This window comes from Vallicoccus soli, assembly GCF_003594885.1.
GTDB classification, from domain to species: domain Bacteria; phylum Actinomycetota; class Actinomycetes; order Motilibacterales; family Motilibacteraceae; genus Vallicoccus; species Vallicoccus soli.
This window is the reverse complement of the sequence record NZ_QZEZ01000006.1, coordinates 223,366-243,358: the sequence shown is the minus strand read 5'-3', so window position 1 is coordinate 243,358 and position 19,993 is coordinate 223,366. Positions and strand designations below refer to the sequence as shown.

Below are 19,993 nucleotides of genomic sequence, written 5' to 3'. Positions count from 1 at the left end.
CGATGCAAGGCGTGAGCGCGACGCCCGTGAGCAACCGCCGCCCCGACGCGACGGACGAGAGGATCCTCCGCCTGCTCGTGAGGAACGCCCGCGCCTCGTACCGCGACCTCGGCGCCGCCGTCGGGCTCTCCGCCAACGCCGTCGCCCAGCGCATGCGCCGCCTCGAGGCCGAGGGGGTGCTGCGCGGCTACACGGCCGTGCTCGAGCCCTCCCGCCAGGCGGCGCTGTCCGCCCTCGTCCACCTGCGCGTCGCCGCCGACGCCGACGCGGACGCCTGCGAGGCCGCGCTCGCCGCCGTCCCCGCCGTCGTCGAGGTCCTCGACCTCGCCGGCTCCGTCGACTACGAGGTGCGCCTGGAGTGCGCGACCCAGCAGGAGCTGTACGCCGCCGTCCAGGCCGTCCGCCTCGCCCCCGGCGTCACCGGCCTCGAGACCCGCACCGTCCTGCGCCACGTCCTCGACCGCCGCGACCGCCACGCCTGACCCCGCCGCGATCATGCGCTCGTGGTGGGGGTCGAGGGGCCGGCCGCCTCCTCGTACGCCTGGCGGAGCAGCCCAGCCGCGCGGGACGTGCCGCCCCCGGCCGCGCCACGACCACCAGCGCATGATCGCGGCGGGAGGTCGTGCCCCACCCCTCGCTCCGCCGCCACCACCAGCGCATGATCACGGCGGGGCTTCCCGGCGGCGATCACGCGCCCGTGGCGGCCGGGGGTCAGCGGCGGACGAGGCGGCGCCAGAAGCCGCGGGGCTCGTCGTCGGCGTCGTCGGCGGGCGGGCCCGGGGGGCGGGAGTCCTCGGTGAGCACGTCGCCGGTCTCGGTGTCGAAGGGGACGACGCCGACGGCGCGGCAGACGGCGAGGACGACGGGGACCGCGCCGTCGCCGCCGTTGACGTAGAGCGTGAGGTCGCGGACCTCGACGCCCTTGCCGAGGGCGACGTCGACGTCGTGGTCGGGGCCGCGCAGCGCGAGCCAGCCGCCGCTGCCCGGCTCGGCGTGCGGCGCGGCCTCGCGCACCCGGGCGGCGACCGCCCCGGGGTCGCCGACGACCGGGGGGAGCCAGCCCTCGGGCAGGTCCTCGAGCCGGCGCACGCCGTGCGGCGGGCGGAGCGCGTACACGTCCCAGGTCATGCCCGCAGTGTCGTCCCCCGGAGGGCCCGTGGCCATCCGCCTCCTTGACAGGTTCTCCTGTCAAGAGCACCGTGGTGCCCGTGCCCGACGTCGCCGTGCTCGAGGACCCCGCCGCCGCGCTCGCCGCGCTCGACCCGCGGCGCTCGCGGCTGCTCGCCGCGCTGGCCGCCGAGCCCGCGTCGGCGGCCGCCGTCGCCGCGCGCGTCGGCCTGCCGCGCCAGCAGGTGGGCCACCACCTGCGCGCGCTGGAGGAGCAGGGGCTCGTCGTGGAGGTGGGCCGGCGCCGGCACGGCGGGATCGTCGAGCGGGTGCTCGCGGCGAGCGCGGCGTCGTACGTCGTGTCGCCCGGCGTCCTCGGCGGTGCCGCGGCCGACCCGGCGCGGGTGCCCGACCGGCTCTCGGCGGCGTACCTCGTGGCGCTGGCCGGGCGCGCGGTGCGCGAGGTGGGCGGGCTGCTGCGCGGGGCGCAGCGGGCCGGGCAGCGGCTGCCGACCCTGAGCCTCGACGTGGACGTCCGCTTCGCCTCGGCCGCCGACCGCTCGGCGTTCGCGGCGGAGCTCGCCGGGGCCGTGCGCGACCTGGCCGCCCGCTACCACGACGAGGGCGCGGCGGGCGGGCGGACGTACCGCGTCGTCGTGCTCGCCCACCCGCGCCCGCAGGAGCAGCAGGACCCGCAGGACCCGCAGGACCCGCAGGACCACCACCACGACGAGGGGACCGCCCATGACTGACGCCCGTCACGACGAGGACCGCGACCACCGGGACCGCACCGGCGGGGGCCGCACCATCGACCTGTCCGTCGAGGTGCCCGGCACGCCCGAGGAGGTGTGGGAGGCCGTGGCGACCGGGCCGGGCATCTCGTCCTGGTTCGTGCCGCACGAGGTCGACGAGCGCGCCGGGGGCGGGGTGCGCATGGACTTCGGCGAGGGGTTCGGGGAGGAGACCGGGACCGTGACGGCGTGGGACCCGCCGCGACGGGTCGTCTTCGAGGGGACGGGCGAGCGGGCGCTCGCGTACGAGTGGCTCGTCGAGGCCCGCGACGGCGGGACGTGCGTCGTGCGCCTGGTCAACACCGGCTTCGGCCCGGGCGAGGACTGGGACGCGGACTACCACGGCATGAGCGAGGGCTGGCGGATCTTCCTGGCCAACCTGCGCCTGCACCTCACCCACCACCGGGGGCAGCGGGCGCGAGCGGTCATCCCGACGGTCATGCTGCCCGGGCCGCTGGACGACGCCTTCTCCCGGCTGTGCGCCGCGCTCGGGGTGCGGGACGACCTCGGCGCCGGCGACCGCCTCGAGGTGGCCGCTCCCGGCGCCCCCGCGCTGGCCGGGACCGTCCAGGAGCGGGTCGCCACCGGCGCGTCGGCGACGTACTTCCTCGTCCTCGACGCACCCGCACCCGGCACGGCCTTCGTCGGCGTCGAGGGCATGGGCGACCAGGTCGGCGCCAGCCTCTACCTCTACCTGTACGGACCCGATGCCGACGCGGCGGCGCAGGAGGCGGCCGGGTGGCGCGCGTTCCTCGAGCAGCGGGTGGCGGCCCCGGCCTGACCCGTCGGGCCCCGTCAGGCGGGGGCGGGCCGGCGCGGGCGCAGCGGCGCCCGCGCCGGCCCCACCTCGAAGCGCGGCAGGGCGATCTGCACGAGCGGGCCGATGGCGAGGGCGTACAGCACGGTGGCCGCGCCGAACGTGCCGCCGAGCACCCACCCGAGCGCCACGACGGCGACCTCGATGGAGGTCCGGACGAGCCGCACCGAGCCGCCGGTGCGCCGCACGAGCCCGGTCATGAGCCCGTCGCGGGGGCCGGGGCCGAGGCGCACGCCGATGTACGCCGCCGTGGCGACGGCGTTGAGCAGCGTCCCCGCGACGGCGAGCACGACCCGCAGGGCGAGCCCGTCGACCTCGGGCAGCACCCGCAGCACCGCGTCGACGGCGAGGCCGATGACGAGCACGTTGCTCACCGTCCCGAGGCCCGGCCGCTCGCGCAGCGGGACCCACAGCAGCAGGACGAGCGCCCCGACGGCGATCGTCACCGTCCCGAGGGACCAGCCGAGGATCCCGGCGAGGCCCTGGTGCAGCACGTCCCAGGGCATGACGCCGAGCTCGGCGCGCACGAGCAGCGCCATGGAGGCGCCGTACAGCACGAGGCCGGCGTAGAGCTGGACGAGGCGGCGGGGCAGGCGTTGCGGCACCCGCCCATCGTGGCCCAGCATTGGCGGGTCGGCAGCAGGCCAATCGGCGGGAGTGGCATGGACGCGGTGGGCGCAGCCCGGCTGGCGGGCCTCGTCGGCGACCTCGGCGCGGAGCGCGGCCCGCGCTACGCCGCGCTCGCCGCGCGCCTGCGCCTGCTCGTGGCCGACGGCCGGCTGCCCGTCGGGGCGCGGCTCCCCGCCGAGCGCGAGCTCGCCCCCGCGCTCGGGCTCAGCCGCGACACCGTGACCTCGGCCTACCGCCGCCTGCGCGACGACGGCTGGGCGCTCGCCCGCCAGGGCGCCGGCACCTGGACGGCGCTGCCCGCCGGCCCGGTGCGGGCGGGCTGGGTCCCGGGCCCGGTCGGCGAGGGCGTCCTCGACCTCGCGCACGCCGCGCCGGCCGCGCCGCCGCAGGTGCCGGCCGCGTACGCCGCCGCCCTCGACGAGCTTCCCCGGCTGCTGCCCGGGCACGGCTACCACCCCGGCGGGCTGCCGGGGCTGCGGGCCCGCATCGCCGAGCGGTACGCCCGCCGCGGCCTGCCGACGACCCCGGAGCAGGTCCTCGTCACCTCGGGCGCGCTGCACGGCCTGAGCGCCTGCCTCGACGTGCTGCTGCGCCGCGGGCAGCGGGTGGTCGTCGAGGACCCGGGCTACCCCAACGCCCTCGACGCGCTCGCCGCCGGCGGCGCCCGGCCCGCCCGCGTCCCCGTCGCGCTCGGCGACGGGGACGGCGCGGTCGCCGCGCTGTCGGCGGCGGCCCGCGCGACGGGCGCCCCGCTCGCGTACCTCGTGCCCGACGCCCAGAACCCGACCGGCCTCACCCTCGACGCCGCCCAGCGGCGCCGGCTCGCCGCCGGGCTCCAGGGGGCCGGGACGCTGGCCCTCGTCGACGAGACCTTCGCCGAGCTCGCGCTCGACGGCGAGCCCCCGCCCCCGCTGGCCGCCGCGCTCGCGCCGGGCCGCTCGGTGTCCGTCGGCACGCTGAGCAAGGCGGTGTGGGGCGGGCTGCGGGTCGGCTGGCTGCGCGCCGACCCCCCGCTCGTGCACCGGCTCGCCGCGGCCCTCGCCCGGCGCGAGCTCAGCGGCCCCGTCGTGGAGCAGCTCGCGGCCTGCCACCTGCTCGACGGGCTGGACGCGGTGCTCGCCGAGCGCCGCCCGGCCCTGCGCGCCTCACGCGCCGCGCTCGTCGCCGCCCTCGGCGAGCACCTGCCCTCCTGGGAGGTCCCGGTGCCCTCCGGGGGCCTGTTCCTCTGGTGCCGGCTGCCCGCCCCGACGTCGAGCGCGCTCGTGGCCGCCGCCGCGCGGCGCGGGCTGCACCTCGCCGCCGGGCCCCGCTTCGGCGCCGGGCACGCGTTCGAGGACCGGCTCCGCCTGCCGTACACCCACCCGGCGCCCGTGCTGCGCCGGGCCGTCGCCGACCTCGCCGCGGCGGCGGCCGACGTGGCGCCGCAGGACGGTCCGGCGCCGGCGGCGTACGTGGTCTGACGCGCCTGCGGACCGGCGCGGGAACCGCTCCGCCCGCCGCTGCGTCGCAGGCCCATGGGGACCCGACGCACGCGCGCGCTGACGACGAGCCTGCTGGTCACCGCGGCCCTGGCCGCGGGCTGCGGGAGCACCACGACGACGTCCGGGGCCTCCCCGGGCGCTGGCGAGGAGCCTGCACCGGGCCCCGTCCTGCGCGTCGACGCCACGGGCGGGTTCACGAGCCCGCAGGAGCTGGCCGCACGGCTGCCCCTCCTCGTCGTGGAGGCCGACGGCACGGCGCACACCTCCGCTGCGGTCCCCGCCGTCTACCCGGGCCCCGCGCTGCGGCCGGTGGCCACGGGGACGCTCCCGGCGGAGCAGGTCGACCGGCTGGTGCAGGCGCTCCTCGACGCCGGGGTCGGCGGGGACCCGGACCTCGGCGAGCCGCCGGTGGCCGACGCGACGACGACGCGGGTCACCCTCCGGCACGAGGGCCGGGAGCACGTCCTCGAGGCGTACGCCCTCGCCGAGGCCGTCGCCCCCGACCCCGCGCTCACCGCGGAGCAGCAGGACGCCCGGGCGCGCCTCGCGGCGGCCGTGGAGGAGGCCGCCGCGGCCGTGCAGGGCGCCGCGACCTCGCCGTACGAGCCCGCGGCGGTCGCCGCCCTCGTCGCCCCCGTGCCGCCCGGCCCGGCCGACCCCGCGGTCGGTGCGCGGACCCCCGTGCCGTGGCCCGGCCCCGCCCTGCCGGGCGAGCCCCTCGGCGAGGGGGTCGAGGGCGGCTGCGTCGTCGCCCGGGGGGCGCAGGCCGACGCGGTGCTCGACGCGGCCGCGGACGCCGACGCGCTAACCCCCTGGACCTCCGGCGGCGCGGAGTGGTCCGTCGTCCTGCGCCCGCTCCTGCCCGGTGAGGAGGGGTGCGCGGACCTGACCGGCCGGGCGCGGTGACGCGCCGCACCCGTCGCGGGCTGCGACCATGGGTGGCGTGACACCGATCCACCTGCCGCCGCCCGCCGGCCCCCGCAGCACCCCGCGCACGGTCGAGCGGAGCGCGTCCTGAGCGGCACCGCCGCCCCCGCCGTCGACCTCGCCGCCGCCGACGCGCGGCGCGGGGCACGGGCCGGGGCGACGTCCGGGGGGAGGCACCGGGGGGACATCGAGGGCCTGCGCGCGGTGGCGGTCGGCCTCGTCGTCGCCTTCCACGCGGGGGTCGGCGCCCTGGCCGGGGGGTACGTCGGCGTCGACGTCTTCTTCGTGCTGTCCGGCTTCCTCATCACCGGCCTGCTGCTGCACGAGCTGCGGACCACCGGCACCGTCTCGCTGCGCCGCTTCTGGGCGCGCCGCGCCCGCCGGCTGCTGCCGATGTCCACGCTCGTCCTCGTGGTCACGGCCGTGGTGTCGTACCTCGTCCTGCCGCCGCTGGACCACGGCGGACTGGCGGGCGACGTGCGGGCGGCGGCGCTCTACGTCGCCAACTGGCAGTTCGCGGCCGAGTCGACCGAGTACATGGCCGACACCGACAAGAGCCCGGTGCTGCACTACTGGTCGCTCGCGGTGGAGGAGCAGTTCTACGTCGCCTGGCCGCTGCTGCTCCTCCTCGTGGCGGGCGCCGGCCTGGCGCGGCGCAGCCCGCGGGTCGCGGTCACCCGCGTCGCCCTGCTGCTCGCCGTGGTCGGCGGCCTGTCCTTCGCCGTGTCCGCGCTGACCACCCGCACCGCCGGGCCCGTCGCCTACTACGGCCTGCACACCCGGGCCTGGGAGCTCGCCGTCGGCGCCGCGCTGGCGCTCGCCGCGCCGCTCGTGGCGCGGGTGCCGCGCCCCGCCGCCCTCGCCGCCGGCTGGGCCGGCCTGCTCGCCGTCGTCGTCGCCGCCCTGGCGTACGACAGCACCACCGTCTTCCCCGGGGCCGCCGCGGCCGTGCCGGTGCTCGGCACCGCGCTCGTCGTCCTCGCCGGCGGCACCGCCGCCGTCGGGACCTCCGCCGGCGTACCCCGCCTGCTCGACAACCGGGCCCTGCGCTACGTCGGGCGGATCTCCTACGGCTGGTACCTCTGGCACTGGCCGTGCCTCGTCCTCGCCGGGGCGCTCAGCGGCGGCACGGCGGGCGGCGACGCCCTCGTCGGCGGCGCCGGCGGAGCGGCCCGGGGCAGCACCCTCGCCACGCTGGCGGCGGTCGTCGTCTCGTTCGGCCTGGCCGCCCTGACCCACCGGCTCGTCGAGGAGCCGGTGCGGCACGCGCGGGGCCTGGCCCTGCGCGACGGGCGCTCGCTGGCCCTCGGCGCCGGCCTGACCGCCGTCGCCGTCGTCGCCTCGCTCGGCGCGGGCGTCGTCGGCACCGGCGGCACCGCGCCCCGGGGCACCGAGAGCGGCCCGCCGCTCGCCTCGGCCGCGGTCCTGCCGCTGGAGCCGGGCGGCGCCGTCCCGGGCGGTACGCCCGCCGTCGGCTCGGCCGTCCTCACCGGACCCGACGCGACGAGCACCACCCTGAGCCCGGAGGAGGCCCGCGCCGACCGGCCGGAGGGCACCGACGGCTGCCACGTGGACTACCCGACGACCACCGCCGGCACCGAGTGCCGCTTCGGCGCGGAGGACGGCTCGCGGGTCGTCGCGCTGTGGGGCGACTCGCACGCCGAGCAGTGGTTCCCCGCCTTCGAGCAGCTCGCGCGGGAGCGCGGCTGGACCCTGTGGTTCTGGGGCAAGGCCGGCTGCGCGCCGCACGGGGTCCACCAGCTCCAGCGCGGGCGGGTGCCCTACACCCAGTGCGAGGAGTGGCGGGCGCACGTGCTGGAGCGCATGGCGGGGCTGCCCCGCCTCGACCTCGTCGCCGTCGGCCGGGTCGGCGGGCACTTCCCCAACGCGGTCGACGCCTCGTACGAGGACATCGCCCCCGAGGAGCGCCACGCGGCCTGGGTCGAGGGGTCCGAGGAGATGTTCGACGCGCTCGACGACGTCGCCTCGCGGGTGGTCGTGCTGCGCGACACGCCGAAGCCCACGGTCGACGTGCCCGCCTGCCTCTCGGAGGACCCGGGCGACCTGCGCGGCTGCGACTTCCCCCGCGACGGCCAGGTCGTGTCCGACGAGGAGATCGCCGCGGCCGAGCAGGAGGCCGCGCGCGCCCACCCCTCGGTCGGCTCCGTGCGCCTGACGCTCGACGTCTGCCCCACCGACCCGTGCCCCGCGGTCACCCGCGACGGCGTCGTCATGTACCGCGACGACGACCACCTCACCGCGTCCTTCAGCGCCCGGCTCTCGGGCGCCCTGGGCCGGGAGCTGACGCGGGAGGCGCAGGCCGGCTGAGCCGGGTCGGCCCGCCCCGGCCGGGGCGGGCCTCAGGCGGTGCGCTCGGCCAGCGCCCGGACGGTGCCCCAGTTCCGGGCGGTGGCGACGAGGGGCACGCCCCGCAGGAGCCCGGCGCTCATCCGGCTGCGGCCCGAGCCGCCGGCGTACGCCGCGTAGACCTCCCGCCCGGCGACGGCGAACCGGTCGGGCAGCCACGCGGCGGGGTCGAGCCCCGCGGCGACCTCCGGGGCGAGCGGCGCGCCGAGGAAGACCACGTGCAGCCAGGACGGCTGCGCGAGGGCGTCGGGGAACGGGTTCGCCGCGACGACGGCGGCCAGCTCCTCGCCGGTGCGCGCGAGGACGTCGGTGCGGACCCCCGCCACGTCCGCCAGCGCCGCCTCGACGCGGACGGCCAGGGCGTCCGGGGCGAGGTCGGTGCCGCAGACGGCGTTGCCGCTCTGCAGGTACGTCGCGACCTGCGTCCCGCCGGCCGCCTCGACCGCGCGCCGCAGGTCGGCCGAGGGCAGCCGGCTGCGGCCGCCGACGTTGACGGCGCGCACGAGCAGGGCGCAGCGCACGGCCCGGATCCTGCCACCGCCGGGCGCGCACGGCGAGGGGCCGCCCGGTCGCCCGGACGGCCCCTCGTCGTCGGCCCCGCGCGCTCAGGCGCAGGGGTTGGTGTCGCGCAGGGCGAGGCTCTCGGCCTGGTCGTTGAAGCCGTACCAGCCGAGGTTCGCCACCATGGCGCCCGGGCGCAGGCAGACCTTCTTGCCGCGCTGGCCGTCGTCGGCGTAGAGGACGAGCCACTTGCCCGTCATGTTCTTCACCGAGCTGATCTCGTTGTCGCCGTCCCACCAGTGGATCTCGACCTCGTCGGCGTCGGAGCTGCCCTGGGCGTAGTCGATGTACTTGCTGCCGGTGTAGCTGTAGTCCTCCCACAGCGTCACGTCGCCGGGTCCCTCCGCGGCCGCCCCCGTGGCGGTCGCGGCGAGGACGAGGCCGGCGAGGACGGTGACGGCGGGGACGCGCTTCGTCATGCTCATGCTGGTGGTCTCTCCGTAGGGTGTCGTGGGGTGCGGTCAGCTGGCGGGCTTGGCGGCGTTGAGCCGGTTCACGAGGTCGACGACCGGCGAGGCGGTGTCGACGGCGTACGCGACGATCTCCTTGAGCCGCACCTTGCCGGCGTGGCTGTGGACGACGCGCACCGAGGCGACGTCGGCCATCCACGGCCCGTCGACGTGCTCCTCCCAGTAGTCGGTGCGGTCGTACCGCCCGATCCACGTGCCGTCGACGCCGTAGGTGCGCACGCCGCCGGCACCGATGACGCGGTCGTTCGCGTCGAGGAAGACCAGCTGCACGGCGCCGGTGAAGCCCGTGAGCGCCACGCCGTTCCAGGTGCGGGTGAGGGCCGTGACGCGCCGCTCGGCGATGTGGAACGTCGCCTGGGTGCGCATGCGGCGCGCGCCCGAGCGGGTGACGCCGTCCTCGACGTCGCTCCAGAGCTGGTGCGACGGGACCTCGGCGGTGGCCGCGAGGGCCTGCGCCGGGGCGGCCCCCGCCGCCGAGGCGGGGCCGGCCAGCAGCAGCGGGGTGACCGCCAGCGCCGTGGCCGTGGCGAGCGCGACGCGCCGCCGGGTGGTCGTCGCCGGGTGGGCGGACGTGGTCATGCAGAGGCTCCTTCGCTCAGGGCTGCGCCCTACGGGATCTGTGGGTGGGCGCCCGCTGCGGGCGCCACCGGGTCAGAGCCGCAGGGGAAGCTGCTGATACGCCCCGTGCACGGAAGTTCGCCGCGGGTCGCTCAGACGCTGCGGCGGTACTGGCCGCCCACCTCGAAGAACGCCTCGGTGATCTGCCCCAGCGAGCAGCAGCGCACGGCCTCCATGAGCGCGTCGAAGACGTTGCCGCCGGACGTCGCGACCTCGCGCAGCCTCGCGAGCGCCGCCGGCGCCTCGTGGCGGTGCCGCTCGTGGAACTCCGCGAGCCGGCGCAGCTGCGAGCGCTTCTCCTCCTCGGTGGCGCGGGCCAGCTCGACCGGGGCCGGCTCCTCGCGGTCCCCCTCCGGCGCCAGGAAGGTGTTGACGCCGATGATCGGGAGGCTGCCGTCGTGCTTGCGGTGCTCGTAGAGCATCGACTCGTCCTGGATGCGCCCTCGCTGGTAACCGGTTTCCATGGCGCCGAGGACCCCGCCGCGCTCGGCGATCCGGTCGAACTCCTCGAGCACCGCCTGCTCGACGAGCTCGGTGAGCTCCTCCACGACGAAGCTGCCCTGCAGCGGGTTCTCGTTGTCGGCGATCCCCCACTCGCGGTCGATGACCATCTGGATCGCGAGGGCGCGGCGCACCGACTCCGCCGTCGGCGTGGTGACCGCCTCGTCGTACGCGTTGGTGTGCAGGCTGTTGGCGCTGTCGTAGACCGCGCACAGCGCCTGCAGCGTCGTGCGGATGTCGTTGAACGACATCTCCTGCGCGTGCAGCGACCGCCCCGACGTCTGCACGTGGTACTTCAGCTTCTGCGAGCGCTCGTCGGCGCCGTAGCGGTCCCGCATCGCCACCGCCCAGATGCGCCGGGCGACCCGGCCGAGCACGGTGTACTCCGCGTCCATCCCGTTGCTGAAGAAGAACGAGAGGTTCGGCGCGAAGTCGTCGACCGCCATGCCGCGGGCGAGGTACGCCTCGACGTACGTGAAGCCGTTCGCCAGGGTGAAGGCGAGCTGGCTGATCGGGTTCGCCCCGGCCTCGGCGATGTGGTAGCCGCTGATGCTCACCGAGTAGAAGTTGCGGACCCCGTGCTCGACGAACCACTCCTGCACGTCGGCCATGCACCGCAGGGCGAACTCGGTGGAGAAGATGCAGGTGTTCTGCCCCTGGTCCTCCTTGAGGATGTCGGCCTGCACCGTCCCCCGGACCGTGGACAACGCTCTCCTGCGCACCTCCTCCGCCTCGTCCGCGCTCGGCTCGCGGCCGTGCTCCTCGCGGAAGCGGTCGAGCTGCTGGTCGACGGCGGTGCACAGGAACATCGCCAGCACGGCGGGCGCGGGCCCGTTGATCGTCATCGACACCGACGTCGTCGGCGAGCAGAGGTCGAACCCGGAGTAGAGCACGGCCACGTCGTCGAGCGTGGCGACCGAGACGCCGGAGGTGCCGACCTTGCCGTACACGTCGGGCCGGTCGGACGGGTCGCGCCCGTAGAGGGTCACCGAGTCGAACGCGGTGGACAGCCGGGTCGCGGGCTGCCCCTCGCTGAGCAGGTGGAACCGCCGGTTCGTGCGCGCCGGGTCGCCCTCGCCGGCGAACATGCGCGCCGGCGCCTCGCCGCTGCGCCGCAGCGGGAACACGCCCGCCGTGTAGGGGAAGGACCCGGGCAGGCCCTCCCCGCGCAGGAACGCCACGAGCTCGCCGTGGTCCCGCGTGCGGGGCAGGGCCACCCGCGGCAGCCGCGACCCCGACAGCGTCTCCACGCGCAGCGGCGCGCGCACCTCCCGCCCCCGCACGCGGTACACCAGCTCGTCCGCGGAGTACGCCTCCACCACCTGCGGCCAGCGCTCGAGCCCGCTGCGCACGTCGCCGTCGAGCTCGGCCTCCGCCGCGTCGCGCAGCGCGGCCACCGCGCGGGCCGTCTCCTCCTCGCCCGCCGCGAGCAGGGCGTCGTACGTCGCCGCGTGCTGCTGCCGGCGCCGTGCCGCGTCGGCCTGCTGGCGGGTCCGCTGGTGGTGGGCGCGCACCGTGTCGGCCACCTCGGCGAGGTAGCGCACCCGCGAGGGCGGCAGCACGCTGGTCAGCCCGGTGGACACCCGCGTGGCGACCCGCGGCAGCGCCCCGGTCGGCGCGGTGAGGCCCTTGCCCCGCAGCAGGTCCACGACGTGGTGGTAGAGGGCCGTGACCCCGTCGTCGTCGAACCGGGCCGCGCTCGTGCCGAAGACCGGCATCTCCTCCCAGGGCGTCCCGAAGGCCTCCCGGTTGCGGACCACCTGGCGGGCCACGTCGCGGCGGGCGTCCTCGGCGCCGCGGCGCTCGAACTTGTTGACCGCGACCACGTCGGCGAGGTCGAGCATGTCGATCTTCTCGAGCTGGCTGGCGGCGCCGTAGTCCGGCGTCATGACGTAGAGCGCGACGTCGGAGAACGGGACGACCGCGGCGTCGCCCTGACCGATGCCCGGCGTCTCCAGGACGACGAGGTCGACGCCGGCCGCGGCGCAGGCGGCGATGCAGTCCCCGAGGTGCTCGGGCACCTGGGCCCCGGGGCTGCGGGTGGCGAGGGAGCGGAAGAACACGGTCCCGGCGGCGATGCTGCCCATCCGGATGCGGTCGCCGAGCAGGGCGCCCCCGCCGCGACGGCGCGAGGGGTCCACGGCGAGCACCGCGACGCGCACCTCGTCCTCGGTGTCGCGGCGCAGCCGGCGGACCAGCTCGTCGGTCAGGGAGGACTTCCCCGAGCCGCCCGTGCCGGTGATGCCGAGCACGGGGACGGGCGGGGCGGAGCGCACGCGCTCGGCCAGGGCCGGGTCGGCCCCCGCCTCGAGCACGGTGACGGCGCGCGCGAGCGCGGCCTCGTCCCCGGCCAGCAGCGCGTCGACGTCGGGCCCGTCGGCGGCGAGGTCGACGTCGCACTCGCGCACGAGGGTGTTGACCATGCCGGGCAGACCGAGCCGCTGGCCGTCCTGCGGGCTGAAGATGCGCACCCCGCGCCCGGCGAGCAGGGCGATCTCCTCCGGCACGATGACGCCGCCGCCGCCGCCGTACACCCTGACGTGCCCGGCCCCGCGCTCGCGCAGCCGCTCGACCAGGTAGCCGAAGTACTCGACGTGCCCGCCCTGGTACGACGACACGGCCACGCCCTGCACGTCCTCCTGCACCGCCGCGGTGACGACGTCCTCGACCGAGCGGTCGTGCCCCAGGTGGACCACCTCCGCGCCCTGGGCCTGCAGCAGCCGGCGCATGACGTTGATGGCGGCGTCGTGGCCGTCGAAGAGGCTCGCCGCGGTCACGAGCCGGACCGGCCGCGAGGGGACGTGCAGGGCCGGGGCGTCGCTCACGGCGGTGCTCCTCGTCGTCGAGGGTGCCCCGGGTGCCGGGACCCCCCGATGCTAGGACGTCCTACCGACGGACGTCCACGGGCGTACGATCGGCGCCGTGCCGGACACGCCCGCCCTCGCCCTGGACCCCGTCGCCGAGGCGCACCGGCAGTGGGTCGCGCACGGCTGGGGCGAGGCGGCCGACGGCATGGCCGCCGTCACCTCGCTCATGCGCGCCCAGCAGATCGTGCTGGCGCGCGTCGAGGCGGTGCTGCGCCCGCTGGGCGTCACCTTCGCGCGCTACGAGCTCCTCGTCCTGCTGCACTTCAGCCGCGCCGGCTCCCTGCCCATGGCGAAGATCGGCGCGCGGCTGCAGGTGCACCCGACGAGCGTCACGAACGCCGTCGACCGGCTCGAGGCCGCCGGTCTCGTGCGCCGCGAGCAGCACCCCAGCGACCGCCGCACCACCCTCGTCGCGCTGACGCCCGCGGGGCGCGACCTCGCCCTCGCCGCCACGGCCCGGCTCAACGCCGAGGTGTTCGCCGCGCCCGGCCTCGACGCCGAGCGGGCGCGGCGCCTCGTCGACGTCCTCGCCGACCTGCGCCGCGACGCCGGCGACTTCTGACGGGCGCTAGACGTCGAGCGCGGCCGCCAGGCGGGCGGGTGCCTCGACCATGCTCGGGCCGTACCAGGTGAGGGAGCGCCCGTCGACGAGGGCGGCGGGGACGCCGGGGAAGGCCTCCGGGCCGTCGTCGGCGGTGAAGGCGTACGGCTCGTCGGGCAGCACGACGAGGTCGAGCGGGCCGAGCGCCGCCGGGTCGAACCGGGGGTAGCGCTCCGGGTGGTCCGCGAGCACGTGGTCGACGCCGAGCCGGCGCAGGACGTCGCCGGCGAAGGTGTCGCGGCCCAGCGCCATCCACGGCCGCCGCCACACGGGCACGACCGCCCGGCGCCGCACGGCCGGCTCCGGCACCGCGGCCCAGGCCGCGGCCGCCGCGTCCAGCCAGCCCGGTCGGCCGAGCCCGCAGGCGCCGAGCGCGCGGCCGAGCGAGGCGAGGGCGCCGTCGACCGTACGGACGTCGGTCACCCACACCGCGAGCCCGGCGGCGCGCAGGGCGTCGAGGTCGGCGGCGCGGTTCTCCTCCTGGTTGGCCAGGACGAGGTCGGGCGCGAGGTCGACGACCGCGGCGACGTCGGGGTTCTTCGTGCCCCGCACCCTGCGCACCGCGAGGTCCGGCGGGTGGCTGCACCAGTCCGTCGCGCCCACGAGCAGCCCGCGCCCGGTGGCGGCGACCGCCTCGGTCAGCGAAGGCACGAGGCTCACCACCCGCCGCACATCCGCCGGCACCGCCACGTCGAGGCCGAGGTCGTCGCGCACTCCCCCACCCTCGCACCCGCAGGGGTGGACCGGGACCGCGTGGGCATGCCGGTGCTCGTCGGCACCATCGAGCGGGAGGAGGCCCATGGACGGGCTGCGGGCGGGGCTGGTCGGGGCGGGCGGGGTCGGGGCGCGGCACGCGCAGGTGCTGGCGGGGCTCGAGGGGGTGTCGCTCGTCGCGGTGACCGACACCGACGCCGGGCGGGCCCGCGCGCTGGCGGACGAGCACGGGGCGACGGCGTACCCGGACCTCGACGCGCTCCTCGCCGCGCCCGGGCTCGACGCGGTGTGGCTCTGCCTGCCGCCGTTCGCCCACGGCGACGCCGAGCGGGCGGTCGTCGCGGCGGGCCTGCCGTTCCTCGTGGAGAAGCCGCTGGCCGCGGACCTGGCGACGGCCGAGGCGGTCGCGGCGGAGGTCGCGGCGGCCGGGCTGGTCACCGCGACCGGCTACCACTGGCGCGGGATGCCCGGGGTCGAGCGGGCGCGCGAGGCGCTGGACGGCACCCCCGTACGACTCGCCCACGGCGCCTGGCTCGACAAGGTGCCCCCGGTCGCGTGGTGGCCGCGGCGCGACCTGTCCGGCGGGCAGCTCGTGGAGCAGGCGACGCACCTGCTCGACGTGCTGCGCCTGCTCGCCGGCGAGCCCGTGCGGGTCAGCGCGCACGCCGCGGCCCTGCCGGACCGCGACCCCGCCCTGGTGGACGCGGCGACCGCGGCGACGCTCGTCCTCGACGGCGGCGCCGTCGCGACGCTGGTCGCCACCTCGCTGCTCGACCGCAAGCACGCGGCGTCCCTGACGCTGGTCGGCGAGCGCACCCTCGTCGAGGTCGGGGAGCTCGAGACCCGCCTCGAGGTCGACGGGCGCAGCGAGCGCGTCCCCGACGACGGGGTGTCCAAGCAGCGGGTCGACGCCGAGTTCTGCGCGGCGGTGCGCACCGGCGACCCCTCGCTCGTCCGCGTGCCCTACGCCGAGGCGCTGCGCACGCACCGGGTGGGCTGGGCGCTCGCCGAGTCCGCGCGCACCGGCGCCCCGGTCGAGGTGCCGCGGTGACCCGCACCGTCGAGGTGCTCCAGGTGACCGGGCCCGGCGAGGTCGCGTGGGTGCCGGTCGGGCAGGGGCCGCTCGCCGAGGGGTCCGTACGGGTCGACACCCTCGCCTCGGGCGTCTCGGCCGGGACCGAGCTGACGTTCCTCAAGGGCACGAACCCGGCCCTGACCCGCACCTGGGACGGCACCCTCGGGCTGTTCCGCGACGGCGGGGGCGCGCCCGCGTACCCGGTCCGCAAGCTCGGCTACATGCAGGTCGGGCGGGTGGTGGAGAGCCGCAGCCCGCACCTGCCGGAGGGCGCGGCGGTCGCGGCGACGTACGGGCACGCGACGGGCCACGACCTCGACCCGCTCGCCGAGCGGGCGGTCGTGCTGCCGGAGGGGCTCGACCCGGTCCTCGGCACGTACGTCGCCCACATGGGCCCGATCTGCGCCAACGGGCTGCTGCACGCGGCGGAGGACCTGCTCGGCGCGGGCGCCGCGGCGGCCGACCTCGGCGCCGGGGTGCGCGGCCGGCGCGTCGTCGTCACCGGGGCCGGCGTCGTCGGCCTGCTCACGGGGCTGCTCGCCGCGCACCACGGGGCGGCCGAGGTGGCGGTCGCGGACCCCACGCCGGAGCGCCTCGCGGCCGCCGCCGGCCTCGGGCTCGTCCCCGTGGACACCTCATCGACCGACCTCGGCACCTGGGCCAAGGAGCGCTGGCGGCACGCCGCCGGCGACCGGGGCGCGGACCTCGTGCTGCAGGGCCGCGGGCAGGCGGCGGCGCTGCACGACGCGCTGCGCGCGCTCCGGCCGCAGGGCACCGTCGTCGACCTGGCCTTCTACCCCGGCGGCGCCGGTGAGCTCCGGCTCGGCGAGGAGTTCCACCACAACGGGCTGCGCCTGGTCTGCGCGCAGATCGGCCGGGTGCCGCGCGGGCTCGGGCACGCGTGGGACCGCGAGCGGCTGTCGGCGGCCACGGTCGACCTGCTCCTCGCCCGCGGGGCCGCGGTGCGCGAGCACCTCGTGAGCGACCTCGTCCCGCTGGCGGAGGCGCCCGCGCTCTACGCCGACCTGGCCGCGCGGCGGCGGCACGTGCTGCAGGCGGTGCTCGTCGCGCCCGGGGTGCCGGGCCTCAGCGCGACGACGCCGTGAGGTCCTCGCGGCGCGGGCCGGCGAGCGCCAGCACCCGGCGGTAGAGCGCGAGGTAGCTGCGGGCCATCGCCTCGGGCGTCCAGCGGTCCGCGGACGCCCGCACCCGGGCCGGGTCCAGGGAGCCCACCCGGCGCAGCGCTGCGGCGAGCCCCTCCTCGTCGTCGGCGAGGAAGCCGTTGACGCCGTCCTCGACCAGCGAGGGCAGCACCCCGAGCGGCGTCGCCACCACGGGGACCCCGCGCACCAGCGCCTCGACCACGCCCGTCGCGCCCGGCTCGGCCCAGCGGACCGGGGTCAGCAGGGCGTCGGCGCCCTGGAGCAGCCGCTCCTTCTCCTCGCCGGCGACGCCGCCCACCCAGCGCACCCGGTCGCCGTCGACGAGCGGGGCGACCTCCTCCCGCCAGTACGCCGCGTCCGGGTCGCCCTGCAGCGGGTCGGCGGGGTCGGCGAGCCGCCGCGCGAGCTCCGCGGGGTCGTCGACCCCCGCCACCGGTCCGGCGAGCACGAGGCGGCGCCCGGCGCGCCGGCACGCGCGGGCCGCCAGGTCCTGGCCCTTGTCGCGCGTGACGCGGGCGAGCACGAGCGCGTACGGCTCCCCCGACCGCCGCGGCGCGGGCAGGGGCAGCGGCGGCGGCACCGCCAGCGGCACGCTGGCCAGCACCTGGCGGCGCAGGTTGAGCGGCGCCCGCTCGACCTGGCTGTCGGACACCCCGGCGAAGAACACCCGCCCGCGCCCGTCGAAGGTCTCGTAGAACTCGCGGTGCTTGCGCAGGTCCCAGTGCAGCGTCTGCAGCACCGGCGGCGCGGCCTCGCCCATCGCGGCGAGCACGGCCGGGCCCACGACCTCGAGGTGGTCGTGCACGAGGTCGATGGACGGGTCGGCCCGCAGCGCGGCGACGACGGCCTGCATGTGCGCGTGCGCGACGCCCGAGCTGCGGTTGTACGGCGCCGTGACCCGCTCGAGCTGCCCGTGCGGCAGCGTGGTCACCCGACCGTCCGCCTCCAGCGCGCTGCCGCCCACCGCGGCGAGGACGACCCGCACCCCGAGCCGGCGCAGCTCGGGCACCAGGGTCGCGACGACGGTCTCGATCCCGCCGTACCCCGCCGGGGGGACGGGCAGCCACGGCCCCGCGTCCACGAGCACCGTGAGCGGGCGGCCCACCCCCGCCGCGCCGCCCTCCTGCCGGTCCTGCCGGTCCTGCCGGTCCTGTCCGTGCACGCGCCCTCCCGCCGGTCCGTCGGCCGAGGGGGAGCATGCACCACGGGAGGGGTTCCTGTCGCGCACGAGTGATCTCCGGCCGGGGCGGGGACGCTGGCCGGCATGACCGACCAGACCCCGCCCCTGCGCGCCGTCGCCCTGTCCTGCACCCTCACCCCCTCGCCCGACGCCTCGAGCAGCGTCCTCATCGCCCAGCAGGTCCTCGAGGCGCTGGGCGAGCACGGGGTCACGTACGGCGAGGTGGTGCGCGTCGTCGACCACGACGTCAAGCCCGGCGTCGAGGCGGACATGGGCGACGGCGACGCCTGGCCCGCGATCCGCCGGCAGGTCCTCGAGGCCGACGTGCTCGTGCTCGCGACGCCCACCTGGATGGGCCAGCACTCCAGCGTCTGCCAGCGCGTGCTCGAGCGGCTCGACGCCGAGCTGTCGTACACCGACGACCAGGGCCGCCTCGAGACCTTCGGCAAGGTCGCCGTCGGCGCCGTCGTGGGCAACGAGGACGGCGCCCACCACATCACCGGGATCCTCTACCAGGGCCTCAACGACGTCGGCTTCAGCCTCGCGGCGAACGCGGTGACGTACTGGAACGACGAGGCCATGGGCGAGGCGCGGGACTACAAGGACCTGCCGCGGACGCCGGACGGCGTCGCCTCCACCACCGCCACGGTCGCGGCGAACGCCGCGCACCTCGCCCGGCTGCTCAAGGCCTCGCCCTACCCGCCGGCCTCCTGAGCGGCGCGGCCGCCCGACCGCCGGCGCCTCAGGCGGCCGCGGCGGCGTCGCGCGGCACGTGCTCGCCCGAGCCCGTGACCTCGTAGTCCGCCGCGCGCCCGGGCGAGGCGGCGATCGCCCGCAGCGCCTCGCCGAGCCGCACCACGTCGCCCACGTCGCTGCCGTGGCCGGTGCTCGCCCGCACCGCGCCCGGCAGGTCGTGGTGGTCCCCGCGGCGCACCTGCTCGCGGAACAGCGCGGTGCGCTCGGCGTCGAGGCCGAGCAGCCGGGTGACGAGCGGGTGGGCGCAGAAGCAGCCGCTGCGCACGCCGATGCCGTGCTCGTACGACAGCCGGGCCGCCACCAGCCCGTGCGGCACGCCCTCGAGGTTGAAGGTGGCGAGGGCCAGGGCGTCGGCGTCGCGGGGGCCGTAGCGGACCAGGCCCGGGACGGTCGCGAGCTGGCGGTCGAGCTCGGCGGCGAGCCGGCGCTCGTGGCGCAGCGTCGCCGCCCAGCCGCGCATCCCGAGCTCCTGCACCGCCGCGTCGAGCGCGACCACGCCGACGACGTTCGGCGAGCCGGCCTCGTCCCGGTCGGGGGCCGGTCCCCACTGCACGTCGTGCAGCCCGACCGCGCTCACCGCGCCGCCGCCGACGAGCAGCGGCTCGCCCTGCGCGAGCAGGCGGCGGGGGGCGACGAGCGCCCCGGCGCCGTACGGGGCGTGCATCTTGTGCCCGCTGAGCGCCAGCACGTCGATGCCCAGCTCGGCCATGCGCACCGGGCGGTGCGGGGCGAGCTGCGCGCCGTCGACGACGACGAGGACCCCGCGGGCGCGGGCGGCCGCGGCGATCTCCGCGAGCGGCGGCACCCAGCCGGTGACGTTGGACGCGCCGGTGAGCGCGAGGACCTTCGGGCGCGGGGACGCGTCGAGCCCCGCGACCACGTCGTCGACGGTGAAGGTGCCGTCCACGTCCACGTCGACGTAGCGGACCGCCGCGTGGCGCCGCCACGGCAGGAGGTTGGAGTGGTGCTCCGCGACCGTCGTGAGGACGACGTCGTCGCGGGTGAGCCCGAGGCGGGCGGCGGCGACGTTGAGGGCCTCGGTGGTGCCGCGCACGAAGACCGCCTGGTGCTCCACCGGGTCGGCGCCCACGAAGCGCAGGACGGTGTCGCGCGCCTGCTCGAACCGCTCGCTCGACACGCGCGACTTCAGCCCGGCCCCGCGGTGCACGCTCGAGCACCAGGGCAGGAAGTCCGCGACCGCCGCCGCCACGCGCACCGACGGCGACGTGCTCGCCGCCGCGTCGAGGTCCACGTACGGGCGCGGCGGCCCCCCCGCCACGGGCACCAGCACCCCGTCCCCCACCAGCGGCATCCTCACGGTCCACCCCTCCTCGGCTCCGCCCCCGTCCCCCCGGACGGGAGAGGAC

The 19,993-nt window shown here is 77.8% G+C and carries 19 protein-coding genes; 10 read left to right on the top strand and 9 right to left on the bottom strand.

The window, feature by feature from the left end; genetic code table 11:
- Positions 1 to 11: 11 nt before the first annotated feature.
- Positions 12 to 482: an Lrp/AsnC family transcriptional regulator gene (locus D5H78_RS13940; RefSeq protein ID WP_165865741.1), complete on the top strand. Its 471-nt coding sequence runs from the start codon at positions 12 to 14 to the stop codon at positions 480 to 482.
- A 229-nt stretch (positions 483 to 711) separates the two neighbouring features.
- Here D5H78_RS13940 and D5H78_RS13935 read toward each other — a convergent pair whose 3' ends face one another.
- Entirely contained in the window at positions 712 to 1,128 is a 417-nt protein-coding gene (locus tag D5H78_RS13935) for a hypothetical protein (protein WP_119951072.1), read from the bottom strand.
- 80 nt (positions 1,129 to 1,208) lie between these two features.
- On the opposite strand from D5H78_RS13935, the gene D5H78_RS13930 reads away from it, so the two are divergent.
- Together D5H78_RS13930 and D5H78_RS13925 are read left to right on the top strand one after the other, a co-directional pair.
- Complete coding sequence (locus D5H78_RS13930; protein WP_119951157.1) at positions 1,209 to 1,859, top strand: helix-turn-helix domain-containing protein; 651 nt, start codon at positions 1,209 to 1,211, stop codon at positions 1,857 to 1,859.
- Positions 1,852 to 2,679, top strand: coding sequence for an SRPBCC family protein (locus D5H78_RS13925; RefSeq protein ID WP_119951071.1), 828 nt, complete (start codon positions 1,852 to 1,854; stop codon positions 2,677 to 2,679). Before D5H78_RS13930 ends, D5H78_RS13925 begins: the two co-directional genes overlap by 8 nt.
- 14 nt (positions 2,680 to 2,693) lie before the next feature.
- Here D5H78_RS13925 and yczE read toward each other — a convergent pair whose 3' ends face one another.
- Positions 2,694 to 3,341: a membrane protein YczE gene (gene yczE, locus D5H78_RS13920; RefSeq protein WP_119951070.1), complete on the bottom strand. Its 648-nt coding sequence runs from the start codon at positions 3,339 to 3,341 to the stop codon at positions 2,694 to 2,696.
- 36 nt (positions 3,342 to 3,377) lie between these two features.
- On the opposite strand from yczE, the gene yczR reads away from it, so the two are divergent.
- From yczR to D5H78_RS13905, 3 genes are all read left to right on the top strand, one after another.
- A complete protein-coding gene (gene yczR / locus D5H78_RS13915; protein WP_119951069.1) occupies positions 3,378 to 4,805 on the top strand; it encodes a MocR-like transcription factor YczR in 1,428 nt (475 codons plus the stop codon).
- 54 nt (positions 4,806 to 4,859) lie between these two features.
- Positions 4,860 to 5,732 (top strand): hypothetical protein, encoded by an 873-nt coding sequence (locus D5H78_RS13910; RefSeq protein WP_119951068.1) that lies wholly within the window; start codon positions 4,860 to 4,862, stop codon positions 5,730 to 5,732.
- 108 nt (positions 5,733 to 5,840) lie between these two features.
- On the top strand, positions 5,841 to 8,081 hold the full coding sequence (locus D5H78_RS13905; RefSeq protein WP_119951067.1) for an acyltransferase family protein: 2,241 nt from the start codon (positions 5,841 to 5,843) through the stop codon (positions 8,079 to 8,081).
- Positions 8,082 to 8,113: 32 nt separating this feature from the next.
- Here D5H78_RS13905 and D5H78_RS13900 read toward each other — a convergent pair whose 3' ends face one another.
- The 4 genes from D5H78_RS13900 to icmF all read right to left on the bottom strand — a co-directional run bounded on the left by D5H78_RS13900 (position 8,114) and on the right by icmF (position 13,095).
- A complete protein-coding gene (locus tag D5H78_RS13900) occupies positions 8,114 to 8,641 on the bottom strand; it encodes a DUF1697 domain-containing protein (protein WP_165865739.1) in 528 nt (175 codons plus the stop codon).
- A gap of 84 nt (positions 8,642 to 8,725) precedes the next feature.
- Entirely contained in the window at positions 8,726 to 9,100 is a 375-nt protein-coding gene (locus tag D5H78_RS13895; protein ID WP_165865738.1) for a peptidase inhibitor family I36 protein, read from the bottom strand.
- A 42-nt stretch (positions 9,101 to 9,142) separates the two neighbouring features.
- A complete protein-coding gene (locus D5H78_RS13890) occupies positions 9,143 to 9,730 on the bottom strand; it encodes a hypothetical protein (protein ID WP_119951064.1) in 588 nt (195 codons plus the stop codon).
- A gap of 131 nt (positions 9,731 to 9,861) precedes the next feature.
- A complete protein-coding gene (icmF, locus tag D5H78_RS13885) occupies positions 9,862 to 13,095 on the bottom strand; it encodes a fused isobutyryl-CoA mutase/GTPase IcmF (protein ID WP_119951063.1) in 3,234 nt (1,077 codons plus the stop codon).
- Positions 13,096 to 13,192: 97 nt separating this feature from the next.
- Between icmF and D5H78_RS13880 the strand changes: the two genes are divergently transcribed.
- Positions 13,193 to 13,699 carry a MarR family winged helix-turn-helix transcriptional regulator gene (locus tag D5H78_RS13880; RefSeq protein ID WP_245941664.1) on the top strand — a complete coding sequence of 169 codons (507 nt, stop codon included), beginning with the start codon at positions 13,193 to 13,195 and terminating at the stop codon, positions 13,697 to 13,699.
- A 6-nt stretch (positions 13,700 to 13,705) separates the two neighbouring features.
- On the opposite strand, the gene D5H78_RS13875 is transcribed toward D5H78_RS13880, so the two are convergent.
- Positions 13,706 to 14,452 carry a helical backbone metal receptor gene (locus D5H78_RS13875; protein ID WP_119951062.1) on the bottom strand — a complete coding sequence of 249 codons (747 nt, stop codon included), beginning with the start codon at positions 14,450 to 14,452 and terminating at the stop codon, positions 13,706 to 13,708.
- 85 nt (positions 14,453 to 14,537) lie between these two features.
- Here D5H78_RS13875 and D5H78_RS19810 point away from each other — a divergent pair, with 85 nt between their 5' ends.
- On the top strand, positions 14,538 to 15,503 hold the full coding sequence (locus D5H78_RS19810; protein ID WP_218566613.1) for a Gfo/Idh/MocA family protein: 966 nt from the start codon (positions 14,538 to 14,540) through the stop codon (positions 15,501 to 15,503).
- Entirely contained in the window at positions 15,500 to 16,633 is a 1,134-nt protein-coding gene (locus D5H78_RS19805) for a zinc-dependent alcohol dehydrogenase (RefSeq protein WP_218566612.1), read from the top strand. The genes D5H78_RS19810 and D5H78_RS19805 overlap by 4 nt, the downstream gene beginning before the upstream one ends.
- On the opposite strand, the gene D5H78_RS13865 is transcribed toward D5H78_RS19805, so the two are convergent.
- A complete protein-coding gene (locus D5H78_RS13865) occupies positions 16,614 to 17,852 on the bottom strand; it encodes a glycosyltransferase (protein WP_218566611.1) in 1,239 nt (412 codons plus the stop codon). The two genes, D5H78_RS19805 and D5H78_RS13865, sit on opposite strands and share 20 nt — an antisense overlap.
- A gap of 102 nt (positions 17,853 to 17,954) precedes the next feature.
- Here D5H78_RS13865 and D5H78_RS13860 point away from each other — a divergent pair, with 102 nt between their 5' ends.
- Positions 17,955 to 18,584, top strand: coding sequence for a flavodoxin family protein (locus D5H78_RS13860; RefSeq protein WP_119951061.1), 630 nt, complete (start codon positions 17,955 to 17,957; stop codon positions 18,582 to 18,584).
- Between the two features lie 28 nt (positions 18,585 to 18,612).
- Here D5H78_RS13860 and D5H78_RS13855 read toward each other — a convergent pair whose 3' ends face one another.
- Complete coding sequence (locus D5H78_RS13855; RefSeq protein ID WP_119951060.1) at positions 18,613 to 19,938, bottom strand: aminotransferase class V-fold PLP-dependent enzyme; 1,326 nt, start codon at positions 19,936 to 19,938, stop codon at positions 18,613 to 18,615.
- Between the last annotated feature and the right edge of the window lie 55 nt (positions 19,939 to 19,993).